27 protein-coding genes are annotated in these 26,173 nt (G+C 53.0%); 16 read left to right on the top strand and 11 right to left on the bottom strand.

Features of this window, described 5'->3' with window-relative positions:
* The first annotated feature begins 95 nt into the window (after window positions 1–95).
* Both INT84_RS16330 and nepI read left to right on the top strand, forming a co-directional pair.
* Complete coding sequence (locus tag INT84_RS16330) at window positions 96–548, top strand: DUF1198 domain-containing protein (RefSeq protein WP_194207642.1); 453 nt, start codon at window positions 96–98, stop codon at window positions 546–548.
* A 91-nt stretch (window positions 549–639) separates the two neighbouring features.
* Window positions 640–1,818 carry a purine ribonucleoside efflux pump NepI gene (gene nepI / locus INT84_RS16325; RefSeq protein ID WP_194207641.1) on the top strand — a complete coding sequence of 393 codons (1,179 nt, stop codon included), beginning with the start codon at window positions 640–642 and terminating at the stop codon, window positions 1,816–1,818.
* A gap of 6 nt (window positions 1,819–1,824) precedes the next feature.
* Here the strand turns inward: nepI and INT84_RS16320 are convergent, their stop codons facing one another.
* Entirely contained in the window at window positions 1,825–2,730 is a 906-nt protein-coding gene (locus tag INT84_RS16320; protein WP_194207640.1) for an EamA family transporter, read from the bottom strand.
* 88 nt (window positions 2,731–2,818) lie between these two features.
* Between INT84_RS16320 and INT84_RS16315 the strand changes: the two genes are divergently transcribed.
* The 6 genes from INT84_RS16315 (at window position 2,819) to INT84_RS16290 (ending at window position 8,231) form a co-directional block, all read left to right on the top strand.
* Window positions 2,819–3,277 carry a GNAT family N-acetyltransferase gene (locus INT84_RS16315; RefSeq protein WP_194207639.1) on the top strand — a complete coding sequence of 153 codons (459 nt, stop codon included), beginning with the start codon at window positions 2,819–2,821 and terminating at the stop codon, window positions 3,275–3,277.
* Window positions 3,278–3,318: 41 nt separating this feature from the next.
* Complete coding sequence (gene nlpA, locus INT84_RS16310) at window positions 3,319–4,137, top strand: lipoprotein NlpA (protein WP_194207638.1); 819 nt, start codon at window positions 3,319–3,321, stop codon at window positions 4,135–4,137.
* A gap of 65 nt (window positions 4,138–4,202) precedes the next feature.
* Entirely contained in the window at window positions 4,203–5,096 is an 894-nt protein-coding gene (locus INT84_RS16305) for a manganese-dependent inorganic pyrophosphatase (RefSeq protein ID WP_194207637.1), read from the top strand.
* 114 nt (window positions 5,097–5,210) lie between these two features.
* Window positions 5,211–6,392, top strand: a complete 1,182-nt coding sequence (nhaA, locus tag INT84_RS16300; protein ID WP_370529681.1) for a Na+/H+ antiporter NhaA — start codon at window positions 5,211–5,213, stop codon at window positions 6,390–6,392.
* A 93-nt stretch (window positions 6,393–6,485) separates the two neighbouring features.
* Window positions 6,486–7,262, top strand: a complete 777-nt coding sequence (locus INT84_RS16295; protein ID WP_194207635.1) for an MBL fold metallo-hydrolase — start codon at window positions 6,486–6,488, stop codon at window positions 7,260–7,262.
* A gap of 15 nt (window positions 7,263–7,277) precedes the next feature.
* Window positions 7,278–8,231 carry a GlxA family transcriptional regulator gene (locus tag INT84_RS16290; protein WP_194207724.1) on the top strand — a complete coding sequence of 318 codons (954 nt, stop codon included), beginning with the start codon at window positions 7,278–7,280 and terminating at the stop codon, window positions 8,229–8,231.
* A 163-nt stretch (window positions 8,232–8,394) separates the two neighbouring features.
* Here INT84_RS16290 and INT84_RS16285 read toward each other — a convergent pair whose 3' ends face one another.
* A complete protein-coding gene (locus INT84_RS16285; RefSeq protein ID WP_194207634.1) occupies window positions 8,395–8,790 on the bottom strand; it encodes a cupin domain-containing protein in 396 nt (131 codons plus the stop codon).
* A gap of 148 nt (window positions 8,791–8,938) precedes the next feature.
* Here INT84_RS16285 and INT84_RS16280 point away from each other — a divergent pair, with 148 nt between their 5' ends.
* Window positions 8,939–9,829, top strand: a complete 891-nt coding sequence (locus tag INT84_RS16280) for a LysR family transcriptional regulator (protein WP_194207723.1) — start codon at window positions 8,939–8,941, stop codon at window positions 9,827–9,829.
* Between the two features lie 4 nt (window positions 9,830–9,833).
* Here INT84_RS16280 and INT84_RS16275 read toward each other — a convergent pair whose 3' ends face one another.
* The 3 genes from INT84_RS16275 to INT84_RS16265 form a co-directional block, all read right to left on the bottom strand.
* Complete coding sequence (locus tag INT84_RS16275) at window positions 9,834–10,889, bottom strand: NAD(P)-dependent alcohol dehydrogenase (protein WP_194207633.1); 1,056 nt, start codon at window positions 10,887–10,889, stop codon at window positions 9,834–9,836.
* 233 nt (window positions 10,890–11,122) lie between these two features.
* Window positions 11,123–11,425, bottom strand: a complete 303-nt coding sequence (locus INT84_RS16270) for a type II toxin-antitoxin system RelE/ParE family toxin (RefSeq protein WP_194207632.1) — start codon at window positions 11,423–11,425, stop codon at window positions 11,123–11,125.
* Between the two features lie 10 nt (window positions 11,426–11,435).
* Window positions 11,436–11,693, bottom strand: coding sequence for a type II toxin-antitoxin system Phd/YefM family antitoxin (locus tag INT84_RS16265; protein ID WP_194207631.1), 258 nt, complete (start codon window positions 11,691–11,693; stop codon window positions 11,436–11,438).
* 288 nt (window positions 11,694–11,981) lie between these two features.
* Between INT84_RS16265 and INT84_RS16260 the strand changes: the two genes are divergently transcribed.
* Window positions 11,982–13,196 (top strand): diguanylate phosphodiesterase, encoded by a 1,215-nt coding sequence (locus INT84_RS16260; protein WP_194207630.1) that lies wholly within the window; start codon window positions 11,982–11,984, stop codon window positions 13,194–13,196.
* Here INT84_RS16260 and INT84_RS16255 read toward each other — a convergent pair.
* Complete coding sequence (locus INT84_RS16255; RefSeq protein WP_194207629.1) at window positions 13,193–14,971, bottom strand: diguanylate cyclase; 1,779 nt, start codon at window positions 14,969–14,971, stop codon at window positions 13,193–13,195. The two genes, INT84_RS16260 and INT84_RS16255, sit on opposite strands and share 4 nt — an antisense overlap.
* A 399-nt stretch (window positions 14,972–15,370) precedes the next feature.
* On the opposite strand from INT84_RS16255, the gene INT84_RS16250 reads away from it, so the two are divergent.
* The gene (locus INT84_RS16250; RefSeq protein ID WP_194207628.1) at window positions 15,371–17,356 is read left to right on the top strand and encodes a ligand-gated channel protein; all 1,986 of its coding nucleotides are present in this window, start codon (window positions 15,371–15,373) and stop codon (window positions 17,354–17,356) included.
* Between the two features lie 44 nt (window positions 17,357–17,400).
* Here the strand turns inward: INT84_RS16250 and INT84_RS16245 are convergent, their stop codons facing one another.
* Window positions 17,401–18,183: an SDR family oxidoreductase gene (locus INT84_RS16245; RefSeq protein ID WP_194207627.1), complete on the bottom strand. Its 783-nt coding sequence runs from the start codon at window positions 18,181–18,183 to the stop codon at window positions 17,401–17,403.
* A 119-nt stretch (window positions 18,184–18,302) separates the two neighbouring features.
* Here INT84_RS16245 and INT84_RS16240 point away from each other — a divergent pair, with 119 nt between their 5' ends.
* A complete protein-coding gene (locus tag INT84_RS16240; protein WP_194207626.1) occupies window positions 18,303–19,283 on the top strand; it encodes an AraC family transcriptional regulator in 981 nt (326 codons plus the stop codon).
* 41 nt (window positions 19,284–19,324) lie between these two features.
* Here the strand turns inward: INT84_RS16240 and INT84_RS16235 are convergent, their stop codons facing one another.
* Complete coding sequence (locus tag INT84_RS16235) at window positions 19,325–19,681, bottom strand: MerR family transcriptional regulator (protein ID WP_194207625.1); 357 nt, start codon at window positions 19,679–19,681, stop codon at window positions 19,325–19,327.
* A gap of 85 nt (window positions 19,682–19,766) precedes the next feature.
* Here INT84_RS16235 and INT84_RS16230 point away from each other — a divergent pair, with 85 nt between their 5' ends.
* Window positions 19,767–20,654, top strand: a complete 888-nt coding sequence (locus INT84_RS16230; RefSeq protein WP_194207624.1) for an alpha/beta fold hydrolase — start codon at window positions 19,767–19,769, stop codon at window positions 20,652–20,654.
* 100 nt (window positions 20,655–20,754) lie between these two features.
* Here INT84_RS16230 and INT84_RS16225 read toward each other — a convergent pair whose 3' ends face one another.
* Window positions 20,755–21,060 carry a SymE family type I addiction module toxin gene (locus INT84_RS16225; protein ID WP_194207623.1) on the bottom strand — a complete coding sequence of 102 codons (306 nt, stop codon included), beginning with the start codon at window positions 21,058–21,060 and terminating at the stop codon, window positions 20,755–20,757.
* A gap of 126 nt (window positions 21,061–21,186) precedes the next feature.
* On the opposite strand from INT84_RS16225, the gene INT84_RS16220 reads away from it, so the two are divergent.
* Window positions 21,187–21,384, top strand: a complete 198-nt coding sequence (locus INT84_RS16220; RefSeq protein WP_194207622.1) for a toxin-antitoxin system HicB family antitoxin — start codon at window positions 21,187–21,189, stop codon at window positions 21,382–21,384.
* A 43-nt stretch (window positions 21,385–21,427) separates the two neighbouring features.
* On the opposite strand, the gene INT84_RS16215 is transcribed toward INT84_RS16220, so the two are convergent.
* Together INT84_RS16215 and INT84_RS16210 are read right to left on the bottom strand one after the other, a co-directional pair.
* Complete coding sequence (locus INT84_RS16215; RefSeq protein WP_194207621.1) at window positions 21,428–22,465, bottom strand: virulence RhuM family protein; 1,038 nt, start codon at window positions 22,463–22,465, stop codon at window positions 21,428–21,430.
* A gap of 226 nt (window positions 22,466–22,691) precedes the next feature.
* Window positions 22,692–22,979: a SymE family type I addiction module toxin gene (locus tag INT84_RS16210; RefSeq protein ID WP_194207620.1), complete on the bottom strand. Its 288-nt coding sequence runs from the start codon at window positions 22,977–22,979 to the stop codon at window positions 22,692–22,694.
* Window positions 22,980–23,115: 136 nt separating this feature from the next.
* Between INT84_RS16210 and INT84_RS16205 the strand changes: the two genes are divergently transcribed.
* Both INT84_RS16205 and avs5 read left to right on the top strand, forming a co-directional pair.
* Entirely contained in the window at window positions 23,116–23,304 is a 189-nt protein-coding gene (locus tag INT84_RS16205; protein ID WP_176917026.1) for a toxin-antitoxin system HicB family antitoxin, read from the top strand.
* A gap of 389 nt (window positions 23,305–23,693) precedes the next feature.
* Window positions 23,694–26,003 (top strand): AVAST type 5 anti-phage protein Avs5, encoded by a 2,310-nt coding sequence (gene avs5, locus INT84_RS16200; RefSeq protein WP_194207619.1) that lies wholly within the window; start codon window positions 23,694–23,696, stop codon window positions 26,001–26,003.
* Window positions 26,004–26,173 lie beyond the last annotated feature (170 nt).

Here is a 26,173-nt window from a genome sequence, read left to right as displayed (position 1 = left end):
ACTGTTAATGGAACAAACGCTTTTATTCGACAGCCATATCATGAGAGGCTATTGCCCGGCTGCGTTGAATAGAAAGGACATAAAGCGAGATACGCATGATTTGGATAATGCTGGCAACGGTGGTCGTTGTTTTTGTTATAGGTTTTCGGGTATTAACCTCCGGTTCCCGGCGGGCGATCCGCCGCCTGAGCGAACGGCTGGGGCTGACGCCGGAGCCGGTAGAGTCGATGATCGACCAGATGGGTAAGACACCCGGCCATGAGTTCTTACAGTACCTTGAGCGCCCGGATGAGTCGCATCTGCTTAACGCCGCCCAGGTGCTGCTGATCTGGCAGGTATCGGTGGTCGATAGCAGCGAGCAAAATATGCTGCGCTGGCATCGCCTGCTGCAAAAAGCGCGGCTGGCGGCACCAGTCACCGACGCGCAGATCCGTCTGGCGCAGGGTTTTCTGCGCGAACTGGAGCTGGAAATGTATGAACTGAATGCGTTTCAGGCGCGGTATAACGCGCTCTTTATGCCGGAGGAGGGAGTGTACTGGCTGCATTAAATCCGGCAATAGTTGCCGAAACGTTAAGTAGATCACATTCAGAATGTTACACTGGGCGGCTGTACGTTAAAAATCACGCCAGGTAAGCATAATGAGTGAACACACCCTTAAAACCCCGCAAGATGAAGTAAAGCGCCCCAACTGGGCAGCGGTATTTGCCGTGGCGTTTTGCGTCGCCTGTCTGATTACCGTTGAGTTTTTACCGGTGAGTCTGCTGACGCCGATGGCTGAAGATCTGGGGATTTCAGAGGGTCTGGCGGGTCAGTCCGTGACCGTGACTGCGTTTGTGGCGATGTTTGCCAGCCTGTTTATTACCCAGACGATCCGCGCCGCCGACCGTCGCTACGTAGTGCTCCTCTTTGCTGTGCTACTGACGCTGTCGTGCCTGCTGGTCTCGTTTGCCAATAACTTTACGCTGCTGTTGCTTGGCCGAGCCTGCCTTGGGCTGGCGCTGGGCGGTTTCTGGGCTATGTCCGCCTCGTTAACCATGCGGCTGGTACCGTCGCGCACGGTGCCGAAAGCGCTGTCGATCATTTTTGGCGCGGTCTCTATTGCGCTGGTGATTGCCGCGCCGCTGGGCAGTTTTCTCGGCGGCGTGATCGGCTGGCGCAACGTGTTTAACGCCGCGGCTGTCATGGGCGTAATCTGCATTTTTTGGGTGTGGAAGACGCTGCCGTCATTGCCCGGCGAGAGCGAACATCATCAGAATATGTTTGGCCTGCTGAAGCGCCCCGGCGTGCTGGCGGGAATGATTGCCATCTTTATGTCCTTTGCCGGACAGTTCGCCTTCTTTACCTATATTCGCCCGATTTTCACCACCCTGGCGGGGTTCGACGTCGATGGCCTGACGCTGGTGCTGCTGAGTTTTGGTATCGCCAGCTTTATCGGCACCTCCTTCTCCGCCGCCATCCTTAAACGCTCGGTAAAGGTCGCGCTCGCCTGCGCGCCGCTGGTGCTCGCGCTTAGTGCGCTGGTATTAATACTGTGGGGAACGGATAAAGCGGTCGCCTCGACGGTGGCGGTCGTCTGGGGGCTGGCCTTTGCGCTGATCCCGGTCGGCTGGTCGACGTGGATCACCCGCACGTTGTCCGATCAGGCAGAAAAAGCCGGATCGATCCAGGTGGCGGTGATCCAGCTTGCCAATACCTGCGGCGCGGCAATTGGTGGTTACGCGCTTGATAACCTCGGCCTGCTGTCGCCGCTGGTACTCTCCGGCAGCCTGATGCTGCTGACGGCGCTTCTGGTGGCGGCGAAGGTGCGCATAAAATAAGCGGCGCTATTTTTCGGCTCGTACCCTGCGCCGCGAATCCATCGCAATCAGCACCACCGAGGAGAGGATCAGCAGCGTACCAAGCCAGTCCGGCAGCGTAAAGGTAATGCCCAGTAACAGCAGCGAGAGTAACGCGCTGCTCAGCGGTTCCGCGCAGCTGAGAATGCTGGCTTTCGGTCCGCCGATCATCTGCGCGCCCTTCAGATACATGCTGAAGGTCAGCGCCGTGCCGATCACCACCAGATAGAAAAACGCCAGCAGCAGGCCACCGTTCACCACAAAATCGGTTTCATTTCCGGCGTAGAACGGCAGCAGCATCGCGCCGCCCAGCAGCATACTCCAGCCGACGACCGTTAGCGTGCCGAAGCGGGCAATCAGTGCAGAGGGATACGTCGTATAAAAAGCGGCGGAAAACGCCGAAACAATCCCCCAGATTAGCGCCGCAGGAGAAATCGACAGCGAGGTCGGGTCGCCATGCGTAACCAGCAGGAAAGTGCCCGCCAGCGAGGTAAAGATCGCCAGAAACACCAGCGCGCCGGGACGTTTTTTGCGCACGGCAGCAAACCAGGCGACGATAATCGACGGCGATAAAAATTGCAGGACAGTCGCCGTCGCCGCGTTCGATTTCTCAATCGTCACCAGGAACGTCAACTGCACGGTTAATGCGCCGACCAGGGTAAACAGCAGCAGGCTGATGGCATCCTTTGGCGTTTTCATGATGGAGAAAATTTTATCGCCGTGGATGAACGACAGTGTCAGCAGGATAAAACCGGAGAACAGCAGTCGGATCATGGTCAGGAACGGCGCGGAGATCTGGCTCTCCTGCATAATAAACTGCGCGCACACGCCGGAACTGCCCCACAGCACGGCGGCGAACAGGACGTACATAATCCCTTTTTTGGTCGATCCCATTTTTCCCTCAAGCCTGTTTATTTTTTAACGCGCCGCATCATAACATAAGCCTTCAGCATGAAAACTCACCTGAATTTATGAGGGATTTATGGAAATCACTGTCACGCAAACTGTTACCCCTGAGGATCAGGAAGAACTTCTTACCGGGCTGCGGGCGTATAACAGTCAGTTTATTGACGTCAGCGGCTGGGGAAAGTTGGGCGTTTATGCCCGCGATGAGAGCGGAAAGATGACCGGCGGATTGATCGCGGATCAGAAGGGAGAGTGGCTGTGTATTCACTATCTGTGGGTAAGCGATTCCATGCGCGGTTCCGGTTTGGGAACCAGGCTTATGGCTGCGGCAGAACAACAGGCGCAGGAGATGGGCTGCCTGCACGCGCTGGTGGACACCGTCAGTTTCCAGGCGCTGCCGTTTTACCAGAAAAAGGGCTTTCGGCTACAGATGACGCTGGAGGATTTTCCGCAGAAGGGGATGCAGCGGCACTATCTGGTAAAAGCTCTGGGTAATTCGACCAACATGTCAGAGCCGAAAAATTGCAACGGATAAAAAAGAAAATATAGATCTGATTTTTTAAAAGGGGCAGGACAATGAAAATAGCGATACCTCATCTGCGCACCGTGGCGGCGGTGCTGCTGGCGGGCCTGGTTCTGGCGGGCTGCGACGGCAATAAAAACGACAATAAACACATCAAAGTGGGCGTTATTAATGGCGCGGAGCAGGATGTGGCAGAGGTTGCTAAAAAAGTGGCGAAGGACAAATATGGCCTCGAGGTCGAGCTGGTTGGCTTTAGCGGCTCGCTGCTGCCCAACGACCCGACGGCGAACGGCGAGCTGGATGCTAACGTCTTTCAGCATCGTCCTTTCCTTGCGGAAGATAACAAAGCGCACAATTACAAATTAGTCGCAGTAGGAAACACCTTCGTCTTCCCGATGGCGGGCTACTCGAAAAAAATCAAAACCGTTTCGGAACTGAAAAAGGGCGCGACCGTCGCTATTCCTAACGATCCCACCAATCTGGGCCGCGCACTGCTGTTATTGCAAAAAGAGAAGCTGATTACCCTCAAGCCAGATACCGGCCTGTTGCCGACGGCGTTGGATATTACCGCTAACCCGCTGGGCCTGAACATTATGGAGCTGGAAGGCGCGCAGCTACCCCGCGTGCTTGACGATCCGAAAGTGGATGTTGCCATCATCAGCACGACTTACCTTCAGCAAACCGGGCTTTCGCCGGTGCACGACAGCGTGTTTATCGAGGACAAAAACTCGCCTTACGTGAACATCATCGTCACCCGGGAAGATAATAAAGACGCGGAAAACGTTCGCGACTTTATCCATGCTTATCAATCGCCAGAAGTGGCGAATGCCGCAGAAAAAATCTTTAACGGCGGGGCGGTGCCGGGCTGGTAATAACGGCCTGGAGCGGTTCTGCGTGATATAATCCGGGGCTGGAAACAGCCTATCCGGAGACGTTAATGATACAGGTTTTTGGCCATCTTCATCCTGACAGCGACGCGGTGTGTACCGCCGTTGTCGCTGCACACTGGTTGACGCACAACGGGCGGGACGCTCGCGCGTGGCGTATCGGCGAACTGAATAAAGAGACGCAGTTCATTTTTCAGCGTGCGAACCTGACGCCGCCTGCGCTGCTTGATATGGCGCTGAATGATTGTGACGTCTGGCTGGTGGATTTCACCGAGCCGGCGCAGGGGCCGCAATCGCTGCTGGAAAGCAATATCGTCGGGATTATCGATCATCATCGCCTTGGCGGTCTGATGACCCGCTTGCCGCCGGAAGTCTGGATCAAGCCCGTCGGCAGCAGTGCCACGGTGTTGTGGCAGTTAATGAAACCTGAAATGCTTTCAGTGGGCCACGCCGTGCTGATGCTCGGCGCGATCCTGAGCGATACCGTGGCGTTGCGCTCGCCAACCACTACCGACGATGACCGCCGGGCGGTAGATGCGCTCGTCGCCATTGCAGGAATCGACCTGGCTGAATTTACCCACGCTCTGCTGGCCGCCAAAACGGATATTACAGGGCTCAGCGCGGAGGCATTGCTGAACAAAGATATCAAAGCGTTTACTCTCGGCGGCCAGGTTGTCCATATTGCCCAGCTTGAGTTGTATTCACGGGCGCAGGTTGATGCTGTGCTCCCTGAACTGCTGGCGGCGATGGACGCGCTGGTAGCCCGCACTGGCGCGGGGCTGGGCGTGCTGATGCTGACTGAAATCAGTGAAAACGGATCGATGCTCTATTTTTCCGGGTCGGCCCTTGCCGACGCTGAGCCTTGCCATGTGCCGGGAATGTTAAGCCGCAAAAAGCAGATGCTGCCCTGGCTGGATGAACGTCTGCGTGCTGAATCGGCCTGACGTTTAACGCTCATCTTTACCGGTTTTTACTGCCAGGAAAGGCCCATGGCGGGCTGATTGTGGTAAATTTCACCCCCGCATTATTTATAACAAGGAGGCTTTGTGCCAGACGTAATTACCCGTACCGCACGACGCCAGGCCAGAGCACTGGTCGCGCTGTTTAAATCGGCTTCTGCCGGAGGGATCATCCTTATCATTGCCTCGGCGGCGGCTATTGTGGTCGCCAACTCTCCGCTGGCGGAGATGTATCGCGGGCTGCTCCATTACTCCTTCGCCGGCCTGAGCGTTGAGCTATGGGTCAACGATGCGCTGATGGCTATCTTCTTTCTGCTGGTGGGACTGGAGATCAAACGTGAACTGCTTATTGGCCAACTGGCGACCTGGGGGCAACGCGCGCTTCCCGGCCTGGCTGCGCTCGGCGGGATGGCGGTTCCGGCGCTGATTTACTTAGGCTTTAACATCAGCAATGGCGAGACCGTCGCTGGCTGGGCGATCCCCTCCGCCACGGATATCGCCTTTGCGCTGGGCGTGCTGGCGCTGCTCGGCAGCCGCGTACCTATCTCGCTGAAAATTTTCCTCTCCGCGCTGGCGATCCTTGATGATATGGGCGCGGTAATTATCATCGCCTTGTTCTACACTGGCGGGCTTTCCGCCATGATGCTGGCCGCCGCCGCCGGGATCGTCGTGCTGCTGATGCTGATGAACCGGATGGGCGTAAAACGGCTTACGCCGTATCTGCTGGCGGGCGTCGTCCTGTGGTTCTTTATGTTGCAGTCCGGCGTGCATGCCACCATTGCGGGCATCCTGCTGGCGTTGTTTATTCCGCTGCGGGGCAAAGACGAACAAGAGGACGCGCCGCTGGACAAACTTGAACATGCGCTTTCACCGTGGGTGACATTCCTGATCCTGCCGCTGTTTGGTTTCGCCAACGCGGGCGTGTCGCTGGGCGGACTGACGATGGACGATCTGCTTTCGCCGGTGCCAGTTGGCGTGGCGCTGGGGCTGTTTATTGGCAAGCAGGTTGGCGTATTTGGCATGGCGCTGTTGACCATCAAGACCGGTCTGGCTCCGCGACCGCACGGCAGTTCCTGGTCGCAGATCTACGGCGTGTCGGTGCTGTGCGGCATCGGTTTTACTATGAGCTTGTTCATCGGCAACCTGGCATTTGCCCGCACACCGCTGCTGGTGGATGAGGTCAAAATCGGCGTGCTGGCAGGCTCCATCGTGGCGGCGCTGGTCGGGATGCTGATCCTGCGTTTCTCATCCTCCAGAAACGAGTCGCACAAGGCACATTGACCCGATTCCATCGTTATATGCCCATCCGCCTGCGGTACGCCGCAGACGGAGGGCTTATTCTTTCTCCTGTAGATGCCTGAAACTGGAGCAAAGATGAACCTCACACAAATACGTAATGCCACTCAACTGATCGCTTACGGCGGTAAACGTTTTCTCATCGACCCGATGCTGGCCGAAAAGGAGACGTATCCCGGTTTTGCCGGTTCGGTGCGGGCCGAACTGCGCAACCCGCGTACCGCATTGCCCGTTCCGCTGGCGACGCTGCTGGATGTGGATGCGATAATTGTCACCCATACTCATCTCGATCACTGGGATGACGCTGCCGCCACGCTGATCCCTAAATCAATGCTGATTTTTGTGCAAAATGAAAGCGATCGGGATCTGCTGCGGGAACAGGGATTTAGCCAGCTCAAGGTGCTCGGCGAGACGACGCGCTTCGGCGATATCACCCTGATCAAAACCGACGGGCAGCATGGTCCCGATGAAGCTTATGCGAATGCGGAACTCGCCGCGCGTCTTGGCGATGCCTGCGGTCTGGTCTTTATGCATCCGCAGGAAAAGACGCTTTACCTGGCTGGCGACACGATCTGGGTTCCGCCGGTGGAAGCCGCGTTGCGTCAATATCAGCCGGATGTTGTCGTGCTGAACGCCGGATGGGCGCATATTATTGGCGTGGGGGCGATTATCATGGGAAGCGAAGATCTGCTCAGAACGCATCGGATAGTGCCGCAGGCGCGTATTATTGCGAGCCATATGGAGGCCGTAAACCACTGTCTGCTGACCCGTGCGCAGTTGCGCGAGTATGTTGATATTAATCAGTTTGGCGACGCAGTAAGCATCCCTCAGGATGGTGAAACCGTAACCTGCTAATGCCGGAGTTTGATGATGTCTGCACTGACTGTCGCCCTTGTCGTTACGCCGAATTTCAGCCCGTTTCACCTTTCCGTACCGTGCATTCTTTTTGGCGATAGCATTGCCACCCGCAAACTGTTCAACCTGAAGATATGTGCGCAAACGCCGGGCACGGTGAACTCGGCTTCGGGGTTCTCAGTGGCGGCAACGCACGGCTTTGACGCCATTGCCCAGGCCGACATTGTGATCGTACCGTTCTGGCATAGCGTCAACGAGCGTCCGCCGCAGGCGCTTCTGGATAGCCTGGCGGCGGCGCGCCGTAACGGCGCGCAGGTGGTGGGACTGTGCCTCGGTGCCTTTGTTCTTGGCTATGCCGGGCTGCTGGACGGTCGGCATGCGGCGACCCACTGGGAGTATGAGCAGGATTTTCAGCGGCTTTTTCCGCAGGCGCAATTAGATATCAACGCGCTTTATCGCGATGATGACCGGCTGATCACCTCTGCGGGCACGGCGGCGGCGCTGGATTGCTGCCTGTATATTATTCGCCAGCGTTTCGGCAGCGCGACGGCGAATCAAATCGCCCGGCGGATGATAGTGCCGCCGCACCGCGACGGCGGGCAGGCGCAGTTTATCGAGCACTCTGTACCGCAAACGACCCAGGATGTACGCATCAATGCGTTGATTGAGCACCTTCGGGATAACCTGAGCCAGCCTTACGATCTTGACGCTCTGGCGGCGCTCGCGTCTATGAGCCGACGCACGCTGACGCGGCATTTTATGAAAGCCACCGGGCAGACGGTCGCCGGGTGGATCGGTGCAGAACGTTTACGCCGCAGCCAGTTGCTGCTGGAGAGCGGCGATCTGTCCGTTGAGCGGGTGGCGGAACACGTTGGTTTTCAGTCGGCGGTGACTTTCCGCCAGCAGTTTAAACGCTACTTTGGCGTCAGCCCTGGCGAGTGGCGTAAAACCTTTCGCGGTCAGGCGTAGTACCGTACCAACCTGCCCGGTGGCGCTTCGCTTACCGGGCCTACGGTCCACAGGCCGCGTGAGCGCAGTCGTACCACGGCGGCTAAGTACCCGTAGGCCGCGCAAGCGCAGCGCCGCCCGGCAGGCCAGCACGCCGATGCCGCACGCTTTCCACCGGCCACACTTACCGCCGATACTGCTCGTCGGTGACTTTCTCCATCCACGTGACCGGGCTACCGTCTATCGCTTCGGCAATGGCGATATGCGTCATCGCATTCTCCGGCGTCGCGCCGTGCCAGTGTTTCACCCCTTCTGGTATCCAGACGATATCGCCCTGATGCATCTCCTGAATCGCCTCGCCCTCACACTGGATCCAGCCTTTGCCCTGCGTCACAATCAGCGTCTGGCCCAGCGGATGGGTATGCCACGCGGTGCGCGCGCCTGGCTCAAAGGTCACCGTCGCGCCACCAACGCGAGCGGGCGCATCGGCGCTAAACGGCGCATCAATACGCACGCGTCCGCTAAAATATGCCTCTGGCCCCGGTGCTGAGGCGATAGATCCGCTACGAATAATTTTCATGTGTTTCTCCTGCATTAAACTCGTGCTTTAAGCTTACGCACTCCGGCGGCAAAGCATTACCCGCCTGGCCGGGAATGGACCTATGAATTTAATTCATCACTGCGCGCGTTATACTCATCCCATCCCACGATTGCCCTGCGTAACCAATATGCTGAAAGAAAATTTTAACGATCTGATCGCCTTCCTGGTGGTAGCGCAGGAAAAGAGCTTTACCCGCGCGGCGGCAAAACTCGGGCTTTCCCAGTCGGCCCTCAGCCACTCCATGCGCGCCCTTGAAGAGCGAATGGGAATCCGCCTGCTGACCCGTACCACCCGCAGCGTCTCGCCGACGGAGGCGGGAGAACGGCTGATTGAGCGGATCGGCCCGCATTTTCAGGATATCGAAAATGAACTCAGCAGCCTGAAAGACATGCGTGACATTCCGGCGGGCAATATCCGTCTCACCGCGGGCGAGCATGCGGTGGATTACGTGCTGTGGCCGGTGCTGCGAGATTTTATGGTCCGCTGGCCGGACATTAACGTAGAGGTCACCGTGGACAACGCGCTGATGGATATCGTCACGCAGCGCTTTGACGCTGGTATTCGGCTGGGGGAAGCGGTGGCGAAGGATATGATCGCCATTCCCGTCAGCCCGCCGATGCGGATGGTGGTCGTCGGTTCGCCAGCGTACCTCCGCCAGCGCGGGACGCCCGTGACACCTGCCGATCTTCAGCAGCATCGCTGCGTCAACATGCGGCTGCCGACGGCGGGTGGCCTGCTGCCGTGGGAATTTTCACGCGACGGAAAAGCGCTGAAGGCGAGGGTGGAAGGTCAGTTGACGATCAACGCGCTGCGCCACCGCATCGAAGCCGCCCGTGCCGGAATGGGGCTGGTTTACATTCCGGAGGATAGCGTTGAACGGGAGATCGCCAACGGCGAGCTGGTAGGCGTGCTGGACGAGTGGTGCGAGCCGTTTCCGGGATATTATCTTTATTATCCCAGCCGCCGACAGCACACCACCGCGTTTTCGCTGTTCGTTGAGGCTATGCGATTGCCTTAACGGATTACGCTTGCAGCGTCGCCATGTCGATCACAAAGCGATATTTCACATCACTTTTCAACAACCGGTCATAGGCCTCATTAATTTCATCCATGCGGATAACTTCAATGTCTGACGTAATATTGTGCTCGCCGCAAAAATCCAGCATCTGCTGGGTTTCTTCAATCCCGCCAATGCAGGAGCCGGAGACGGAGCGGCGTCCCATAATCAACGGTAGCGTATTGAGCGTCGGGTCAACATCGCCCAGCAAACCAACGAACACCAGCGTGCCGTCGAGGGTCAGTGTTGGCATATAGGGATTGATATCATGCGCGTAGGGTACGGTGTCGATGATTAAATCGAACTGGCCTTTTACCGCGTCCATCTGCTGCGCGTCGGTAGAGAGCACTACATGATGCGCCCCCAGACGCCGCGCGTCGGCTTCTTTACCCGGCGAGCGAGTAAACAGCGTGACCTCCGCGCCCAGCGCGTGCGCCAGTTTCAGTGCCATATGCCCCAGCCCGCCCAGCCCTGTTACCGCCACTTTACTGCCTTTGGTCACGCCCCAGCGGATCAGCGGCGACCAGGTAGTGATCCCGGCGCAGAGCAGCGGCGCGACCGCTTTCACATCAAGGCTTTCCGGGATGCGTAACACGAAATCCTGGGTGCAGGTAATGGAGCGGGAATAGCCGCCGTAGGTAGGGCGATGGTCGTGGGGATCGATGCCGTTATATGTCTGCGTGCAGCCCGCTTCGCAATATTGTTCCAGCCCGGACTGACAGGGGGAACACTCGCGACAGGAATCGACCATACAGCCAACGCCGACCAAATCGCCGGGTTTGAATTTTGTCACCTTGTCGCCCACCGAGGCCACACGCCCGACAATCTCATGACCCGGAACGACCGGGTATTGGCTGAAACCCCAGTCGTCACGCGCCTGGTGGAGATCGGAATGGCAAACGCCGCAGTAGAGAATATCAATAACCACGTCATCTTCACGACGATCGCGACGTTCAAAATGAAAAGGGGCCAGCGGCGCTTTTGCTGACTGCGCGGCGTAGCCGAGGATAGTAACCGTCATAGTAACTCCTGCTTTCAAGGGACGCGAATACCTGAGACGTTAAGGATAAGGGCCTTCAGGCGAGGGGATAAGCCGTTAAAAACCACAAGAGGTGATGAAGGATATTCATGAATGAATGTCCGGACCGTATTTATCTTAGTTTGCCAGACGGGGAGATGTTTTGCTGTTTGCGCCATGCTTTTTGGGTTTAGTGAATTTAACGGCTGAGACCGGCCCGAAAAACTGGCCCGGCTCTATCGCCGTGTTGTCAGATGATGAGCAGGCGTCTGGCTCTGATGCAGAACTGCCAGTACAACAATATCCGCGTCGGAATGGAGGTAATAGATCATATGGCTGACGCAGGGAAAACTGTAGATACGCTCCCCCATTTCACTAAAGCGGTTCTGCCCCATTTCTGGCATTTCTGCCAGTTGCGATAAAACATGCTGGAGGCGGGTGAGGTACTCCTGCGATTTTTGCTTACCCCAGTGGGCGATGGTGTAGCTCACTATGCCGTTGAGATCGCGTTGCGCTTCTCGTGTGATCCTGTAACCCACGCATGATTCCTTACTTAGAAAGATCCCTGAGGTGAGCGAAGAAAGCGTCTCCATCAACGGTATTACCGGCTGCAATATCCTGTTGGGCGCGGTGAAGCTTCTCCTGTAAAAGCTGACGTTTTAGCGCTTCCATGTGTTCATAGTCTTCAATAGAAATCATTACCGCAACGGGCTTACCGTTCCGGCTAATTTGAACGGGCTCACGCTGCGCTTTAAGCAGTAGATCGCCAAACTGGGTTTTCGCTTCGTTAGCGGTAAGCCTATGCATAAGGTTGGCCCTTTCGATTGAATCGTTCGATTCGTTTATTATAATCGTGTTGCCCTGCATGCTGTACCTCTTTTATCTCGCCGTCCTGTTACTAGCAGTGATTATGGGCTGCCTGGAGTAGCGTTCAACGCCCGAACCTGAATTCAGGAAGATGCCTCGCAAATATTCGCTGGATCTTGTGCCCCCCATGCCTGAATCCGCAGAAAACGCGTATTCATCGTGTGACATCTCTGGCTGTGTGTTAAATATGTTATATGACCTTTTAACACTACTCAGGGACGCTTCACGGTGCTTACGACGCTCATCTACCGAAGCCAGTTAAATTTATCCTGCGAGACGTTTCCTCTTGATGTGCTGGTCGAGAAAGCGAAACGGAGCAACGCGGCGGTTGACGTCACGGGCATGCTGCTGTTTGACGGTGCGCACTTTTTACAGGTGCTGGAAGGCCCGGAAGAGACGCTTGATGCGCTGTTTTCTAAAATTAGTCAGGATATCCGACATCAAAACGTGGTAGAGCTGATGCGGGATTACGCTCCCCGGCGGCGCTTTGCCACTGTAGGAATGGTACTGTTCGACCTGCGACTGGAGTCACCGCAAGTCATTCTGGATTCCGTTTTACGCTACGGGAAACTGGAAAGCTACCTTGCTGCGGACGACAGGGTGTTCAAATTTATTGAAAGATTTGCGACTACCGAGCACAGACCGCAAGCCGAAGTACGTTTTGACCCGAACCGCTGGGTAATGGAACCGAAAAAAGCACCGTTTCAGCCGCCATCGCCGCAGCTGTGGCCGGGGCAGATGTGTCAGTTCGCGCTTCAGCCGATTGTCGAGCCGCTGGGGCGTACGATCAGTTCGCTGGAAGCGCTGGTGCGCAGCAATAATGGCGGCAGTCCGGAACACTTCTTTTCAGCGATCCCCGACGATCAAATCTACGAAGTCGATCTGCAAACCAAAGCTTACGCGTTTGCACTGGCCGAGAAGATCGGCATTGGCAACCACAAGATCGCCATTAATCTGCTACCGATGTCGCTGGTGTATGTGCCTGGCGCGGTCGAGTTTTTGCTGGAAAAAATCGCGGAGTACAGGCTTAGCCCGGAGCAGGTGGTTGTGGAAGTGACCGAGAACGAAGTGATTTCAGGAGTCCGGGAATTTACTCACGCGATAAAAAAACTGCGTGCCGCCGGCATTGGTCTGGCGATCGATGATTTCGGTTCCGGCTATGCGGGCCTTTCGCTGCTGACCAAATTCCAGCCCGATAAAATCAAAATCGACCGCGAGATCGTCAGCAACATTCACCTCAGTGGCCCCAAGCAGGCGATCGTGAATTCGATTATTAAGTGCTGCTCCGAGCTGGAAATTACTATTGTTGCTGAAGGCATTGAGCGGCTGGAAGAGTGGTGCTGGCTGGAATCTGCGGGCATCCGGCGCTTCCAGGGATTCCTGTTCGCCCGCCCGCTGTTGAACGGCGTCAATGATATTCACTGGCCAACCTTTAAGCTTTAAGACGCTTTTTTGGCGACCACAATCTGATTTCTGCCGCGCTCTTTTGCCAGATACAGGGCGAGATCCGCCGCCCTGACCAGATTACTTTCGCGGGCGTGCGTCGGCCAGGTTGCCAGCCCGATAGACACCGAGATCGGCCCGACATCGTGAAGTTCATACAACATCCGGTGCTGACCAACATTATGCAGGATCTGCCCGGCGATGCTTTTGGCCTGCGCCTCGTCGATATCCGGCAGCAGAATTAAAAACTCTTCTCCACCGTAACGAAACGCCACGCTGGCTTCATCCAGCAGTTCGCTGATCATGCGCCCGGTTTCCCGCAGCACTTTATCGCCCGCGCCGTGGCCCCAGGTATCATTGAGTTTTTTGAAATAATCAATATCGATCATCAGGCAGCTAACGCAGCTTTTTTTGGTCTCGGCGCGTTCGATCAGGCCGCGCAGCAACTCTTCCAGATTATGACGATTACGCAGGCCGGTCAGCGGATCGTACATCGCTTTTTCGGTCAGCGTATCGCGCAGTTTCTGGTTCACCAGCGCCAGCGAGAGCGTCTCGGCCATCAGTTCAAGGTAGATATACGGCGGCGCTTTCTCATTGATATGATTATCAAAGGTCAGCAGTCCGATGGTTTTATTCTGCGCGATCAGCGGCACGCAAATCGCTTTTGTCGCTATCTGCGGCGGGTAATGTTCACAGGGCATATCCACACTGTCTCTGGACGGACTATGCAACTGTCCGCGCTTGAGCGCCCAACAACACTCTGGCTGAAAAGGGGTATCTTCTCCCGCCGGTGACAGCCAGCTGGCCATGCATTTCATGGTATTGTTTTGCGGATCGAGAATATAGAGCCGTCCGCCCATCTCCGGCACGATTTTCGGCGCGAAGAGGCTGACAACTTTGATGATGCTGCGGTGAGATTCGCATCCCTGAAGGCGCTGCGTCATCCGCGCGAGTAAGTTGCGTGTCACCCAGTCGGCATCGCGCTCCTGCTCCAGTTGTTGCCGGACCATGCCATTTTCCCGAAAGATGCGTATCGCCTGCGCCATATCGCCAATCTCATCGACCTGCGCATAGAGGGGGGCTTCCACGGCATAATCCTGTGTTGCCAGCCGGTTAACCACATCGCTCAGGGTCACTACCGGGCGTAAAATCCGGTGCTTGATAATAAATCCCAGCACGAACAGAAACAGCAGCGCAGTCAGCGCGACCATGATTTCTGACAGGGTACGCAGACGCTGTGAAAGGTGGGTTGCTTCGGCAATCGTCGCTTCGGTTCGCTGAGTAATCAGGCTCTCAAAATGGGTAAACCGGTACTCGACCTGCGATAATTGCTGTTCATAATTCTCGCCAAATAACAGTTCAACAGCTTCCGTATTTCGTCCTTGTTCAAGTGCGGTGATCGCCTCTTGTTGTTCGTCTTCCAGCGTTTTTAGCAGAGAAATACCGTCGCGCAGCAATATAAGTTCTTCCGCGGAAGCGCCTATGTCATTCAACTTCGCTACATGCTGCTCCAGCCGGGACTCCTGTGCCATTCCGGCCTTCCAGGCCTGAATATTTTCCGGCGCTTTTTTGATGACCGATAAGCGGGCAAGATCGGTTTGCGCAAATGCATCTTTCTCCAGTTGTTCCGTTGCCGCATCAAAATCCCGGCTTTGCTTCACGGCGGCTCGCTCCGCCTTGTCCGCACTGGAGGCCATAAACAACGCCACGCCGGAGGCGAGCGTCAACACGACGGTGGCGATGTAGGCGAAATTAGTAATCGTTGCGATGCGCAAACCGGCCTCACAGGGGCAAATAACGAGTGGATTATTATCAGTTTACTTTAAATTTGAGAAAGCACGGGAATTGAAGGATGACTGCTTTTAAGGAAATAAAGAAGATAGGGCGCATCACCCTATTAAAACGCGCGTAAAAGATGATTTCCCCTTAAATAATGCTACGCGATGAACCGTTACCAAATAATAACCCCGTTAAAATAAGTGGTTATTTGCGCGCCCGGGAAAAGAGTGATCTGGATCACGTTACAAACGCTAACAATTCTCATTAATGTTTACATTCTCATCTTTGTTGCCTAAAATCGCGCCGTTTCGCTCTACATAAATGCTTTTTATAAAAATTTTGTACTTTTTTACAGCACGCTCTTTTGCCAGTGCTTTTTATTCTAAGGAATGAAAATGACAATATCTCGCGTTAATTTACTTGCCGCAGCGGTCTCTCTCGCCACGTTCTCAGCCAGCGTCTATTCCGCCGATCAGGATACGATGGTGGTCAGTGCCACCGGCTTTGAACAAAAAATCCAGAATGCGCCCGCATCTATTTCCGTTATTTCCAAAGCCCAAATAGAAGATAAAGCCTATCGCGACGTTACCGATGCGCTAAAAGATGTTCCAGGTGTCGTGGTCACTGGCGGTGCCAGCAGCAGCGATATTAGTATTCGCGGCATGGCTTCCCAGTACACCTTATTCCTTGTCAACGGTAAGCGTATTAGCACCCGCGGTACGCGCCCGAACAGCGATAATTCCGGTATCGAACAAGGCTGGCTTCCGCCGCTGGAATCCATCGAACGTATTGAGGTTATTCGCGGGCCGATGTCATCGTTATATGGTTCCGATGCGATGGGTGGCGTAATTAACATCATTACCAAAAAGGTATCAAATACGCAGGCCTGGACCGGTTCTCTGCACGGTGACGCAACGTTCCAGGAAGATAATAATTCAGGCGACTTATTCCAGACCGACGCCTATGCCTCTGGCCCGATTATCGACGGCCTGCTGGGAGCAAAAATTACCGGCCTGCTGTCGCGCCGCGCCGAAGACCAGATCGTCAACGGCTATAACGAGCAGAAATTACGTAACGGCGGCGTGACGCTGAATTTCACCCCGGATGAGAAAAACGACTTTGACCTCGACGTGGCGCGTGAATTACAGGATCGTAACAGCACGCCGGGCAAGTCGATGGCTGCGGAGACCTGCCGCGGCAACACCTGTACGCCCAACAGCCCGAGCAACAGCCGCTATGAGCATACGACCTATGCGCTCACCCACAACGGCTATTACGACGACTTCAACACCACCAGTTATCTCCAGCAGGAAAAATCGACCAACCCCGGTCGTGAAATGAAGTCGTACAACACCACCTTTAACAACCAGAACCAGATTTTCCTCGGCGATCACACCCTGACGGTGGGCGGGCAGTATCGCTATGAAAAACTGAACGATAACGGCAACCAGCTGGAAGCGGCGGATGGTCTGAATAAACTGACCCGCTGGAGCTGGGCGCTGTTTACCGAAGATGAGTGGGCGATGACCGACAGCTTTACCCTGACCGGCGGCCTGCGCATGGACAAGGACGAAAACTACGGCACTAACTGGACCCCGCGCGGCTATGGCGTCTGGCATCTTGCTGAACAGTGGACCCTGAAAGGCGGCGTCTCTGCGGGCTATCGCGCACCGGATCTGCGTCAGTCCTCGGCCAGCTGGGGCCAGGTGACCGGCGGCGGACGGCTCGACGGCATCATCGTCGGCAACCCGGACCTCAAACCAGAAAAAAGCCTGAGCGAAGAGATCGCGCTGCTGTGGGATAACAACGACAATCTCAACGCGGGCATTACCCTGTTCAATACCGATTTTAAAGACAAGATCACCGAAGTTCGCCGCTGCAACAGCAGTGCCGATCCAGCCTGTACGATTGGCAACCATAGCTACGACTTCGTCAGCGATCGCGTCAACGTCGATAAGGCAAATATGCGCGGCGTGGAATCCAGCTTCGGCTGGGAAATCGTGCGCGATCTTAACCTGACGGCGAACTATACCTATACCGAGTCCGAGCAGAAAAGCGGTCAGTTCTCCGGCCAGCCGCTGAACAAAATGCCAAAACACATGTTCAACACCACCCTGGACTGGCAGGCCACGCAGGATGTCGGTTTCTGGAGCCGTCTGAACCTGCGCGGCAAAACCTCGGAGTACCTGAGCCGGACGTCAATGGCCCAGGGCACGCCGTCCTATACGCAAATCGATCTTGGTCTGCGTTACAACGCCAATAAAAACCTGCTGGTCTCCGCCGGGGTGTATAACGTGCTGGATAAGCAGATTGACTATGACACGTATGATACGGTGCTCGACGGTCGTCGTTATACGGTGGGGCTGACGTATAACTTCTGACGAGGTGAAAGGCGGGAGCGACAGCACCCGCCCTGCGAATTGCCTTAATCCGGCCGACGCGGCGGGTTACCAAATTCCTCCGCTCGCCCGTCATTCAGCGCGGTAAACACAGCCGTAAACTTCTGCGCCTGTTCCGCAAAACGCAGTCCTTTAGCCGCGTCCACCACGATTTCCCCACTCTCCGGCGGCTGCGCCAGCAGAGCCATCGTTTGATCGAGATAGTCCTCCAGCGGCATCGCCCGTTCATCAAAACCCCGCTCCCCCTGAAGCGCGGTTTGGACCCACGGCGGAATAATCTCCAGCACCCTGACAGGCGTATCCTGCAACTGATAGCGCAGCGAAAGGGTATAAGCATGCAGCGCCGCTTTGGTCGCTGAATAGGTCGGTATCATCGCCTGCGGCACAAACCCTAACGCCGAGGTGACGTTGATAATGGTCGCAGAAGGCTGCGCCAGCAGATGCGGCATAAACGCCGCAATAAGCCTGACGGGGCCAAGAAAATTACTGGTAACCTGCTCCTCCGCCCGCTCTACCTGACCAAGATGCAGATTTTCCACGCGCTGAACCCCGGCATTATTGATGATCATATTCAGCGCCGGATAATCGCGGATTGTCTGTTGGGCACATTCCACGATCGCCTGCGGATCGCGTTGATCCAGCGTCACTGCGGCCATGCCGGGATTCAATGCTACCACCTCATCCAGCGCCGCTTTCCTGCGCCCGGCAATAATCACCTTATTCCCTGAAGCATGCAGTCTTTCTGCCAGACCGCGCCCGATGCCGGAGCCGCCGCCGGTAATTAAAATCGTATTGTTCTTCAGATTCATGGCTAACCTCATCAGGAGTTGCGTTGCGCCCGGAGCGGGCCGTGGAAGAAGTATGGTGAAGACAGCCGGGATGATCTATATTCAACCATCCCTAAAATCACACCAATAGTCCCAACCCGATGGACGTTATCGAGGATGTACTCGGCAACCTGCACCTGAGAAGTTCGGTCTTTTGCCGCATGGCGCTTGCCGCCGGATGGGGCTTCAGCAAAGATCCGCTGGCGGGCGTGCCTTTTCATATCGTGATTTCCGGACAGGCCGTCATTTCCGGCGGGACGGTCGGGGAAACGTATCGCATGGCGCAGGGTGATATCGCCATTCTGCCCGGCGGCGATGCCCACGAACTGCTGCATCACGAACACGCTCGCCGCGTGCCGTTCAGCGACGTCCTGAACACTATTGGCGTGCCGCCGTGGCAGCCCGGTCATCATTTTGAGACGTGCGCCTTTCATTATGGTCAGGAGAGCGATGCCGCCGGAACGGTCATCATTTCCGGCGTGTTTCACTTCGGCGATCGCAGCTATACGCCGCTGTTATCCGGCCTGCCGAAGGTGCTGCTGCTGCGCCAGAACAATGCCGGCCCTGAACAACACGCCCTTGCACAAATTGTCTCCCTGCTTGACCGTGAAATCAGCAGCGACCACAGGGGCAGGGGAACGGTATCTGCCCATCTGACCGATATTCTGTTTGTCTATGCGTTGCGCGCATGGCTGGCGACCGATGCCCGATCCGGCGCGCCAGGACTGCTGCGGGGGCTGGCCGACCGCTATATCGCCAGCGTTCTTCAGGAAGTGCATCAGCGTCCGGAAGCCCACTGGTCCCTTGACGCCATGGCCGCCACCGCAGGGCAATCGCGCTCGCGCTTTGCTGAGCATTTTCGCACCGTGATGGGAATGCCGCCGCTGACCTACGTCACGGACTGGCGGATGCGTCAGGCGGCCCGCCGTCTGTTGATCTCCGGCAGCCGTCTCGCCAGCATCGCAGAACTGGCGGGCTACCGTTCTGAGGCGTCATTCAGTAAGGCGTTTCAGAAGTGGGCGGGGTGTACACCTGCGCGGTTTCGGCGGGAAAGGGGGCAGGCGAGAGACGAACCCATCTAAACGCCAGAACCTGAAAATTCAACCGGAGAGGCCATCGCCGGTTAGTCGTTTTTGCCCTGTTGCAACGTTTCCATTAATCGCGCCCGCCGACATTCCAGGTCACTAATCTGCCGTTCGATCTCCGCCAGCCGTTTATGCTGAATAGCCTGGGTTTCCGGGCAAAACGCCGCGCCTTCAATCAGCCGCATACAGTCAGGAAAACTGCGGATTTCCGCGATGCTGAACCCGGTGCCAATCAGCCGCTGGATCTGCCGCACCTGCGCAATGGCCTCCTGCGGAAAATAACGGTAGCCGTTACAGGCGCGGGTCGATGTCAGCAGACCGTGACTATCGTAATGCCGAATCGAACGCACGCTGACGCCCGTCTTTGTTGCCAGCTCGCCAATGGTTAACTGCATGACCTGCCTCTGTGAATGTCGCTTGACTCTGACATTAATGTCAGGGTTCAGCATAGCGCGGGATCACTCACCAGAGGAGCTTTTTATGTTGGTATTTATTTTCCGTCGTACGGTCGTTCCGCTGTTCCTGCTGCTGTTTTCTGCGGCCCTGTTTGCGCAGGTAAAAAACTATACGGTTACCGCGCCTGACGGCGTCACGCTGGCCGTCCAGGAGAGCGGCAACCCGAACGGCAGGCCGGTTATTTTTATTCATGGTCTGCTGGGCAGTCACCTGAACTGGGAAAAACAGACCGAAGACGTACAACTGCAACGCTACCGGCTGATTACTTTTGATCTGCGTGGTCACGGACTCTCAGGTAAGCCGCAGCAGGATAGCGCTTACCGCGACGGCAAGCGCTGGGGCGATGACCTGGCGGCGGTCATTGAGGGTAGTCATGCTGATAAGCCGTTATTGGTTGGCTGGTCACTGGGAGGCGTGGTGATCACGCGCTATCTGGAAGCTTATGGCGATGCCCGCATCAGCGGCGCGGTCTACGTCGACGGCGTGGTGGAACTTGTTCCTGAGCAAATAACGGCGCATCCGGAGGTTTACCGCGACATGACCGCCAGTGATTTAAAAACCCACCTTGATGGTGAGCGCGCTTTCCTGCGGCTCTGTTTCTATCAACAGCCGGACAATGAGACATTCGGGCGGCTGCTGGCAAACGCCGCTCTTGCCGCATGGCCGATGCAGCGCGCCGTGCCGTCGATAAGCGTTTCTCTTGAAAAATCACTCAAGCCTGCCCGTGTGCCTTTACTGTTTATTTACGGCAAGCATGACGCGCTGGTCAATCCGCAGACCTCGCTGGCGCGGGCGAAGGACGTAAATCCGCGCATTCAGTCAGCGATATTCGACAACTCCGGTCATGCGCCGTTTATGGAAGAAAGCGAACGTTTTAACCGCGAGCTGAAGGGGTTTATTGAGAGGCTGTAGGGAGTGTTCAACTGGCGATTTAGCCGGGAACTATCAGCAGTTGTTCGGTAAAACCGAACAACTGCGTTTTACGCTGGTGGCGTTATGTAAAAAAGTAGTTTTAGCTGACCGGGCTGGTTTCAGCGGGCAGAAGCATTTTTCTCAGATCGTTCAGCGTTTGTTTGGTCTGCCCCAGCTCTTTCGTCAGGCTTTCTTCTTTATCCGACAAAGCTACCAGCACGAGACAACCGTGCATCACCTTAAGCATGTAGTGATTGCCGGTTTCAAAGCCCGCCTCGCGCAGCCATTTGCCGGACAGCGTGATGCTCGGCGTGCTGGTATCAAGACATTTTGGACGATAGCCCACAATAAACGTGCGCTCGGGTTTGGTTGCGGTAAGGTCTGAGGTAGAATGCGGGGTAGCCATAATCAACTCCTTGATAGTTGGTGAGGTTAGACGCTCCGGTTGTGTTGGCGCACATCGGAGCGTTGTCTGGATGGCGTACTATTAAGTACGTACTTAATGCACATAATCTAAACTTCGCATACGTACATGTCAACAGAAAAAACCAGACGAGATAAGAGTCCAAAGGGAAGAGGTTTATCTCCAACCTTTCAAATTCGTATAACGCCAGAGTTAAAGGCGCAGTTTGAGGCGGCGGCGGCAGAGGAAGGTGTGAGTCTGGGAAACTGGCTTAAAAACTCTGGCCGTGAGGCTTTACGTAAGAAGGGCGTGGAACCAAAGGAATAGCTTGCGGCCATTAACCCGCTTTTGCATTCGTCAGTAGCCAGCGTTAGCTTTTCTTTTCTTTGTCCCACTGTAGCAAAGCGGCAATATCTTTCTCACCTTCAGCTTCTTTTAAGCGCCGCTGTTGTTCGGCAAAATTAACATATTGCGCCTGCGCTTTTTCATCTGCCATTTTCTTACTGACGGTCCCCGCGCCTTGCAGAACCTCTCGGTCGTTGAATTGCAGGAACTGATCCAACTTAACCTGCCAGTCATGCAGAAAGACCTGCTGACGACGACGAGCCTGATCTTCGGCAAAATCCAGCCACATATTAACCACGCGGTTAAGCTCGCTAACTTCATCCCGGTTAAGGTAATTTTTTGCCACCGTCACATCACACTTCCGTACCTCTTCGCCCTTATAGCTGGTTAAGCCCATATGTGGTTTGCTGGCATCAGCACGTTTGTGGATGAGTTCCGCAGCGGTATGACCGGTACAGGCGAAATGCAGCTTGTTCTGGATGGTTTGAAAAAACTGTGTGGTTTCTTTTAGTGAGGGTTGATAGTCGGCGGCTAATGCAAAGATTTCTCTTACTCTGAGATAAACCCGGCGCTCACTGGCACGAATATCGCGGATGCGTTCAAGCATCTCGTCGAAATAGTCAGGCACGGCAGATGAGCCGACAGGCGGATTTTTTAGCCGCTCATCGTCCATCACAAACCCTTTGATCAGGTATTCCTGGAGCGTCTGGGTTGCCCACTGACGGAACTGAGTGCCTCGTTGGGAGCGGACGCGATAGCCAACGGCGAGTATAACGGGCAGGCTGTAATGAAGCCTGTTGCGGCTTACCTGACGATGGCCTTCCATTTGAACCTGTAAGTAAGACTTACAGGTTGCGTTTTGTTCAAGTTCGCCTTCATCGTAGATCGCTTTAATGTGTTGCGTCACGGCCTGGGGGGTGATCTGATACAGGCTGGCAATGGTTGCCTGAGATAGCCACAGCGTCTCTTGCTCAAAGCGACATTCAACGCGCACTTCGCCGTCATCACTGGCAAACATAATGAATTCACCTGCGGGGGACTGGGATAAGTGTTTATCTGACATGCCGCCTCCATTTCAACTTACTCACGACGCTGTAGTTTGCTTATTATGCCAGAGATTGAGGGTTAAGCTCAGGCATCTGACTGGGTGACGATGCAGTAATTTATCACTGCCATGTTGACGTGTTCGGCTTTCCACTTTTCCGATGCAGGAAGGGCGGCTGATGATAACCGTCTCATCCGTTCCGGTAAGGCCGGTCTGGCAAGGATGCCTCCGGCCTGAGTAAAACTTAAGCGCCTTGCAGCATCCCTTTCATCTCCTCCAGCGTATGCTTAGTCTTCGCCAGTTCCTTAGTGAGCGTTTCTTCTCTGTCCGTCAAACCGACCAGCACGAGGCAGCCGGGCATCACCTTCAGCGTATAGTGGTTGCCGGTCTCAAAGCCCGCCTCGCGCAGCCATTTGCCGGACAACGTGATGCTCGGCGTGCTGGTATCAAGACATTTTGGACGATAGCCCACAATAAACGTGCGCTCGGGTTTGGTTGCGGGGACGTCTGAGGTAGAATGCGGGGCAGCCATAATCAACTCCTTGATAGTTGGTGAGGTTAGCTCTCGTCCGGTACTGCGAATACTGGATGAGGGCGTTTATAAGTCAGGTCGCCATATGTTAAGGTACGTACCTGAATGGAGTTATCTTCCGCTTGTAGGTACGTGTATGTCAACCGCTAAACGTGATCCAAACCAGTCCAAATCCGGAAAAGCTCCGACTTTTCAGATTCGCATAACACCAGAACTAAAAGCTCAGTTTGAAGCGGCGGCGAAGGCGGAAGGGATGAGTCTGGGGAACTGGCTTAAAACCCTGGGAAGGAAAGAGTTAGAGAGATTAGGATATAGAGCTGAATGAAATCGGTTAATTATATGTATTAGTTCAGGCTTGAGGTGACAGAGTCTATTGGTAGAACACAGCTAAATCTGACAGTCTGGTTTGAGCGAGAAGCGGAAATGGATAAAGCCCTCATGAGTTCTTTTTCAATGTTCTAGCTTTTGATGAGCACTGGGTTAAATCATGTTTCATCTTGGCAATAAAAGATATACTACAACTTAGGTTTATAACTGAAGTGTTAGTTCCTGATCTAAACCAGATTATTAATCACACCCAAAGTAAAATTAGTTAAGCCAAGAGTTGATAAAATGATCAGAATTTTTTACAGTATCCGAATGACCGCTAGCGAACAAGCAGAGTAAATAACTTTACTGAGCTAAATTAACAATTCAAATTTAACCGAGGGTAAAATGCAAATACAACATCATACTGAACCAAACTTGAAGCATGAGATTGTGGCTTTATTTAAGGCTTCGCAATTGATACCTTTTTTTGGCAGTGGATTCACTAGAGATATTAGAGCAAAAAATGGTAAAGTTCCAGATGCTATTAAACTTACGGAGTTGGTTAGAAATATAGCGGCCGAAAAAGAAGGATTAACAAAAGCAGAAGTAGATGAAATCTTAAGAATCAGCCATCTAAAAAAAGCATTTGGACTTCTAAACATGGAGGAATACATACCCAAACGAAAATCGAAGGCATTATTAGGTAACATTTTTTCAGAGTGTAAACTCTCTGATCACGAAAAAACAAAACTAATAAATTTAGATTGGCCTCATATTTTCACGTTTAATATCGACGATGCCATAGAGAACATTAACAGAAAATACAAAATTCTACATCCAAACCGAGTGGTTCAGCGAGAATTTATATCTGCTCATAAATGTTTATTCAAAATTCATGGCGACATTACTGAATTTATTAAGTACGAAGATCAAAATCTGATATTCACTTGGCGCGAATATGCACACAGTATAGAAGAAAATAAATCCATGTTATCCTTTTTATCTGAGGAAGCCAAAAATTCAGCTTTCCTCTTCATAGGTTGCAGTCTTGATGGAGAGCTTGATTTAATGCATCTATCAAGAAGTACGCCATTTAAGAAATCAATTTATTTGAAGAAAGGACATTTAAATTTAGAGGAAAAAATAGCTCTTTCGGAGTATGGCATTGAAAAAGTAATTATCTTTGATACTTACGATCAGATATATCAATGGTTAAATAACACCCTTCAGAATGTTGAGCGAGAATCCCCCACAAGAAGTTTCGAACTAGATGACTCCAAGTTAACGAAAGAAGAAGCTATAAATTTATTTGCTAATGGAGGCCCTGTAACTAAAATAGTGGATAATAAAAGAATCTTGCGAAATTCTATAACTTTTTCTCAACGAAATGTTTGTGATGATGCAATCAAGGCATTACGGAATCATGACTATATCCTAATTACAGGTCGACGTTTTAGCGGAAAATCAGTACTTTTATTTCAAATTATTGAGGCAAAGAAAGAATATAATGCCTCTTATTACTCTTCGACTGATACATTCGATCCTTCCATTAAAAACTCATTGATAAAATTCGAGAATCATATATTCATTTTTGACTCTAATTTCTTCAACGCACAAAGCATTGATGAGATTTTAACTATAAAGGTACATCCTAGTAACAAAATTATTTTATGCTCTAGTTTTGGTGACGCAGAGTTATATAGATTTAAGTTAAAGGACAGAAAGATAGTACATTCCGAAATTCAGATAAAAAACAACTTAATTAGTGAAGAAGAAAAGTATCTCAATGATAAGCTTTCTTTTGAGGGGCTACCACTTTATAAAACTTCAGAAACACTGTTGAATTTTGCTTATCGATACTATAGCGAGTATAAAAATAGACTAGGCAATTCTAATTTTTTTGATAAGCAATTTGATGAAGATTCTATATTTGTTTTAATTTTAATTGCAGCTTTTAATAAAGCCACATATGGCCATATTAATAGTCACAATAAATACTTTGATATTCAGAATTTTATTACACAAAATGATAGGTTATTTGAATTGGAGTCAACTCACGCAGAGCCAAATGGAGTTATAATCTGCAATTCACCATCCTGGCTTTTAAGAGTCATCAGTGATTATATTGTTAAAGATCCTGCATCTTATAAAACAGTATCTAAATTAATAATATCTCTTGCGTCAAAAGGATTCCTTGCAGCATCAAGGAACCTTATAAGCTTTGATAAACTAAATGAACTTGGGAATGGGAAAAACGTCCATAAATTTATCAGAGACATATATAAGGAAATTGCACATACTTATCGTGAAGACATGCACTACTGGTTACAAAGAGCTAAGTCAGAACTAATATCTGCACACACAATTGATGACCTCCTCGAGGGAATGAGTTATGCAAGTAAAGTTAGACTTGATAGTGCCGAGCTTAAAAATCAAACTTATTACAGTGCCACATTAGTATTAGCTCAGTTGTCTGCAAGGGCTCTGTCTATAAGTAATGATAAAATACATGCGTTGAGCTTCTTTGAAAGTAGCCTAGAATCCATCCGAAATTATGATAACAACTCTAGGCACATAAATAAAATGATGGATAAAAATGATGGTGGCTTTAGATATGCAATACAATATCTTAAAAACACTCCATTAATAGAACTCCTCCCCCGTAAAGAAGAAGTCAATGAATTGATTAGCTTCTATGAAAGCCGAAAAAAATAATCGCCCTTAAATTAATAAATGGCAAGTAACTGATCCCCTTGCCATTTATTTAATTCTAACAGACCTTATTTCGAAAAGTATTAATTGAGCTAATGAGATTGGGTTTCGGCTATATCATGGCTTAATTTTCTTTTATAAAGAACCTCATAACTCCCCTCTATATTTATAGT

This window comes from Superficieibacter sp. 1612_C1, assembly GCF_015234305.1.
Classification (GTDB): Bacteria; Pseudomonadota; Gammaproteobacteria; order Enterobacterales; family Enterobacteriaceae; genus Superficieibacter.
The sequence above is the reverse complement of the archived record's forward strand: the minus strand, read 5'-3'. Positions and strand labels throughout refer to the sequence as shown.

Bases quoted from the DNA above. Each gene is read 5' to 3' on its own strand.
- INT84_RS16265 (WP_194207631.1), bottom strand. From the start codon at position 11,693: ATGCATAGGCTTACCGCTAACGAAGCGAAAACCCAGTTTGGCGATCTA.
- INT84_RS16305 (WP_194207637.1), top strand. From the start codon at position 4,203: ATGATACAGGTTTTTGGCCATCTTCATCCTGACAGCGACGCGGTGTGT.
- nlpA (WP_194207638.1), top strand. From the start codon at position 3,319: ATGAAAATAGCGATACCTCATCTGCGCACCGTGGCGGCGGTGCTGCTG.
- INT84_RS16320 (WP_194207640.1), bottom strand. From the start codon at position 2,730: ATGGGATCGACCAAAAAAGGGATTATGTACGTCCTGTTCGCCGCCGTG.
- INT84_RS16205 (WP_176917026.1), top strand. From the start codon at position 23,116: ATGTCAACCGCTAAACGTGATCCAAACCAGTCCAAATCCGGAAAAGCT.
- INT84_RS16245 (WP_194207627.1), bottom strand. From the start codon at position 18,183: ATGAATCTGAAGAACAATACGATTTTAATTACCGGCGGCGGCTCCGGC.
- INT84_RS16280 (WP_194207723.1), top strand. From the start codon at position 8,939: ATGCTGAAAGAAAATTTTAACGATCTGATCGCCTTCCTGGTGGTAGCG.
- INT84_RS16330 (WP_194207642.1), top strand. From the start codon at position 96: ATGATTTGGATAATGCTGGCAACGGTGGTCGTTGTTTTTGTTATAGGT.
- INT84_RS16240 (WP_194207626.1), top strand. From the start codon at position 18,303: ATGGACGTTATCGAGGATGTACTCGGCAACCTGCACCTGAGAAGTTCG.
- INT84_RS16290 (WP_194207724.1), top strand. From the start codon at position 7,278: ATGTCTGCACTGACTGTCGCCCTTGTCGTTACGCCGAATTTCAGCCCG.
- nepI (WP_194207641.1), top strand. From the start codon at position 640: ATGAGTGAACACACCCTTAAAACCCCGCAAGATGAAGTAAAGCGCCCC.
- INT84_RS16315 (WP_194207639.1), top strand. From the start codon at position 2,819: ATGGAAATCACTGTCACGCAAACTGTTACCCCTGAGGATCAGGAAGAA.
- INT84_RS16215 (WP_194207621.1), bottom strand. From the start codon at position 22,465: ATGTCAGATAAACACTTATCCCAGTCCCCCGCAGGTGAATTCATTATG.
- INT84_RS16220 (WP_194207622.1), top strand. From the start codon at position 21,187: ATGTCAACAGAAAAAACCAGACGAGATAAGAGTCCAAAGGGAAGAGGT.
- INT84_RS16210 (WP_194207620.1), bottom strand. From the start codon at position 22,979: ATGGCTGCCCCGCATTCTACCTCAGACGTCCCCGCAACCAAACCCGAG.
- INT84_RS16235 (WP_194207625.1), bottom strand. From the start codon at position 19,681: ATGCAGTTAACCATTGGCGAGCTGGCAACAAAGACGGGCGTCAGCGTG.
- INT84_RS16285 (WP_194207634.1), bottom strand. From the start codon at position 8,790: ATGAAAATTATTCGTAGCGGATCTATCGCCTCAGCACCGGGGCCAGAG.
- INT84_RS16225 (WP_194207623.1), bottom strand. From the start codon at position 21,060: ATGGCTACCCCGCATTCTACCTCAGACCTTACCGCAACCAAACCCGAG.
- INT84_RS16230 (WP_194207624.1), top strand. From the start codon at position 19,767: ATGTTGGTATTTATTTTCCGTCGTACGGTCGTTCCGCTGTTCCTGCTG.
- INT84_RS16275 (WP_194207633.1), bottom strand. From the start codon at position 10,889: ATGACGGTTACTATCCTCGGCTACGCCGCGCAGTCAGCAAAAGCGCCG.
- INT84_RS16295 (WP_194207635.1), top strand. From the start codon at position 6,486: ATGAACCTCACACAAATACGTAATGCCACTCAACTGATCGCTTACGGC.
- avs5 (WP_194207619.1), top strand. From the start codon at position 23,694: ATGCAAATACAACATCATACTGAACCAAACTTGAAGCATGAGATTGTG.
- INT84_RS16250 (WP_194207628.1), top strand. From the start codon at position 15,371: ATGACAATATCTCGCGTTAATTTACTTGCCGCAGCGGTCTCTCTCGCC.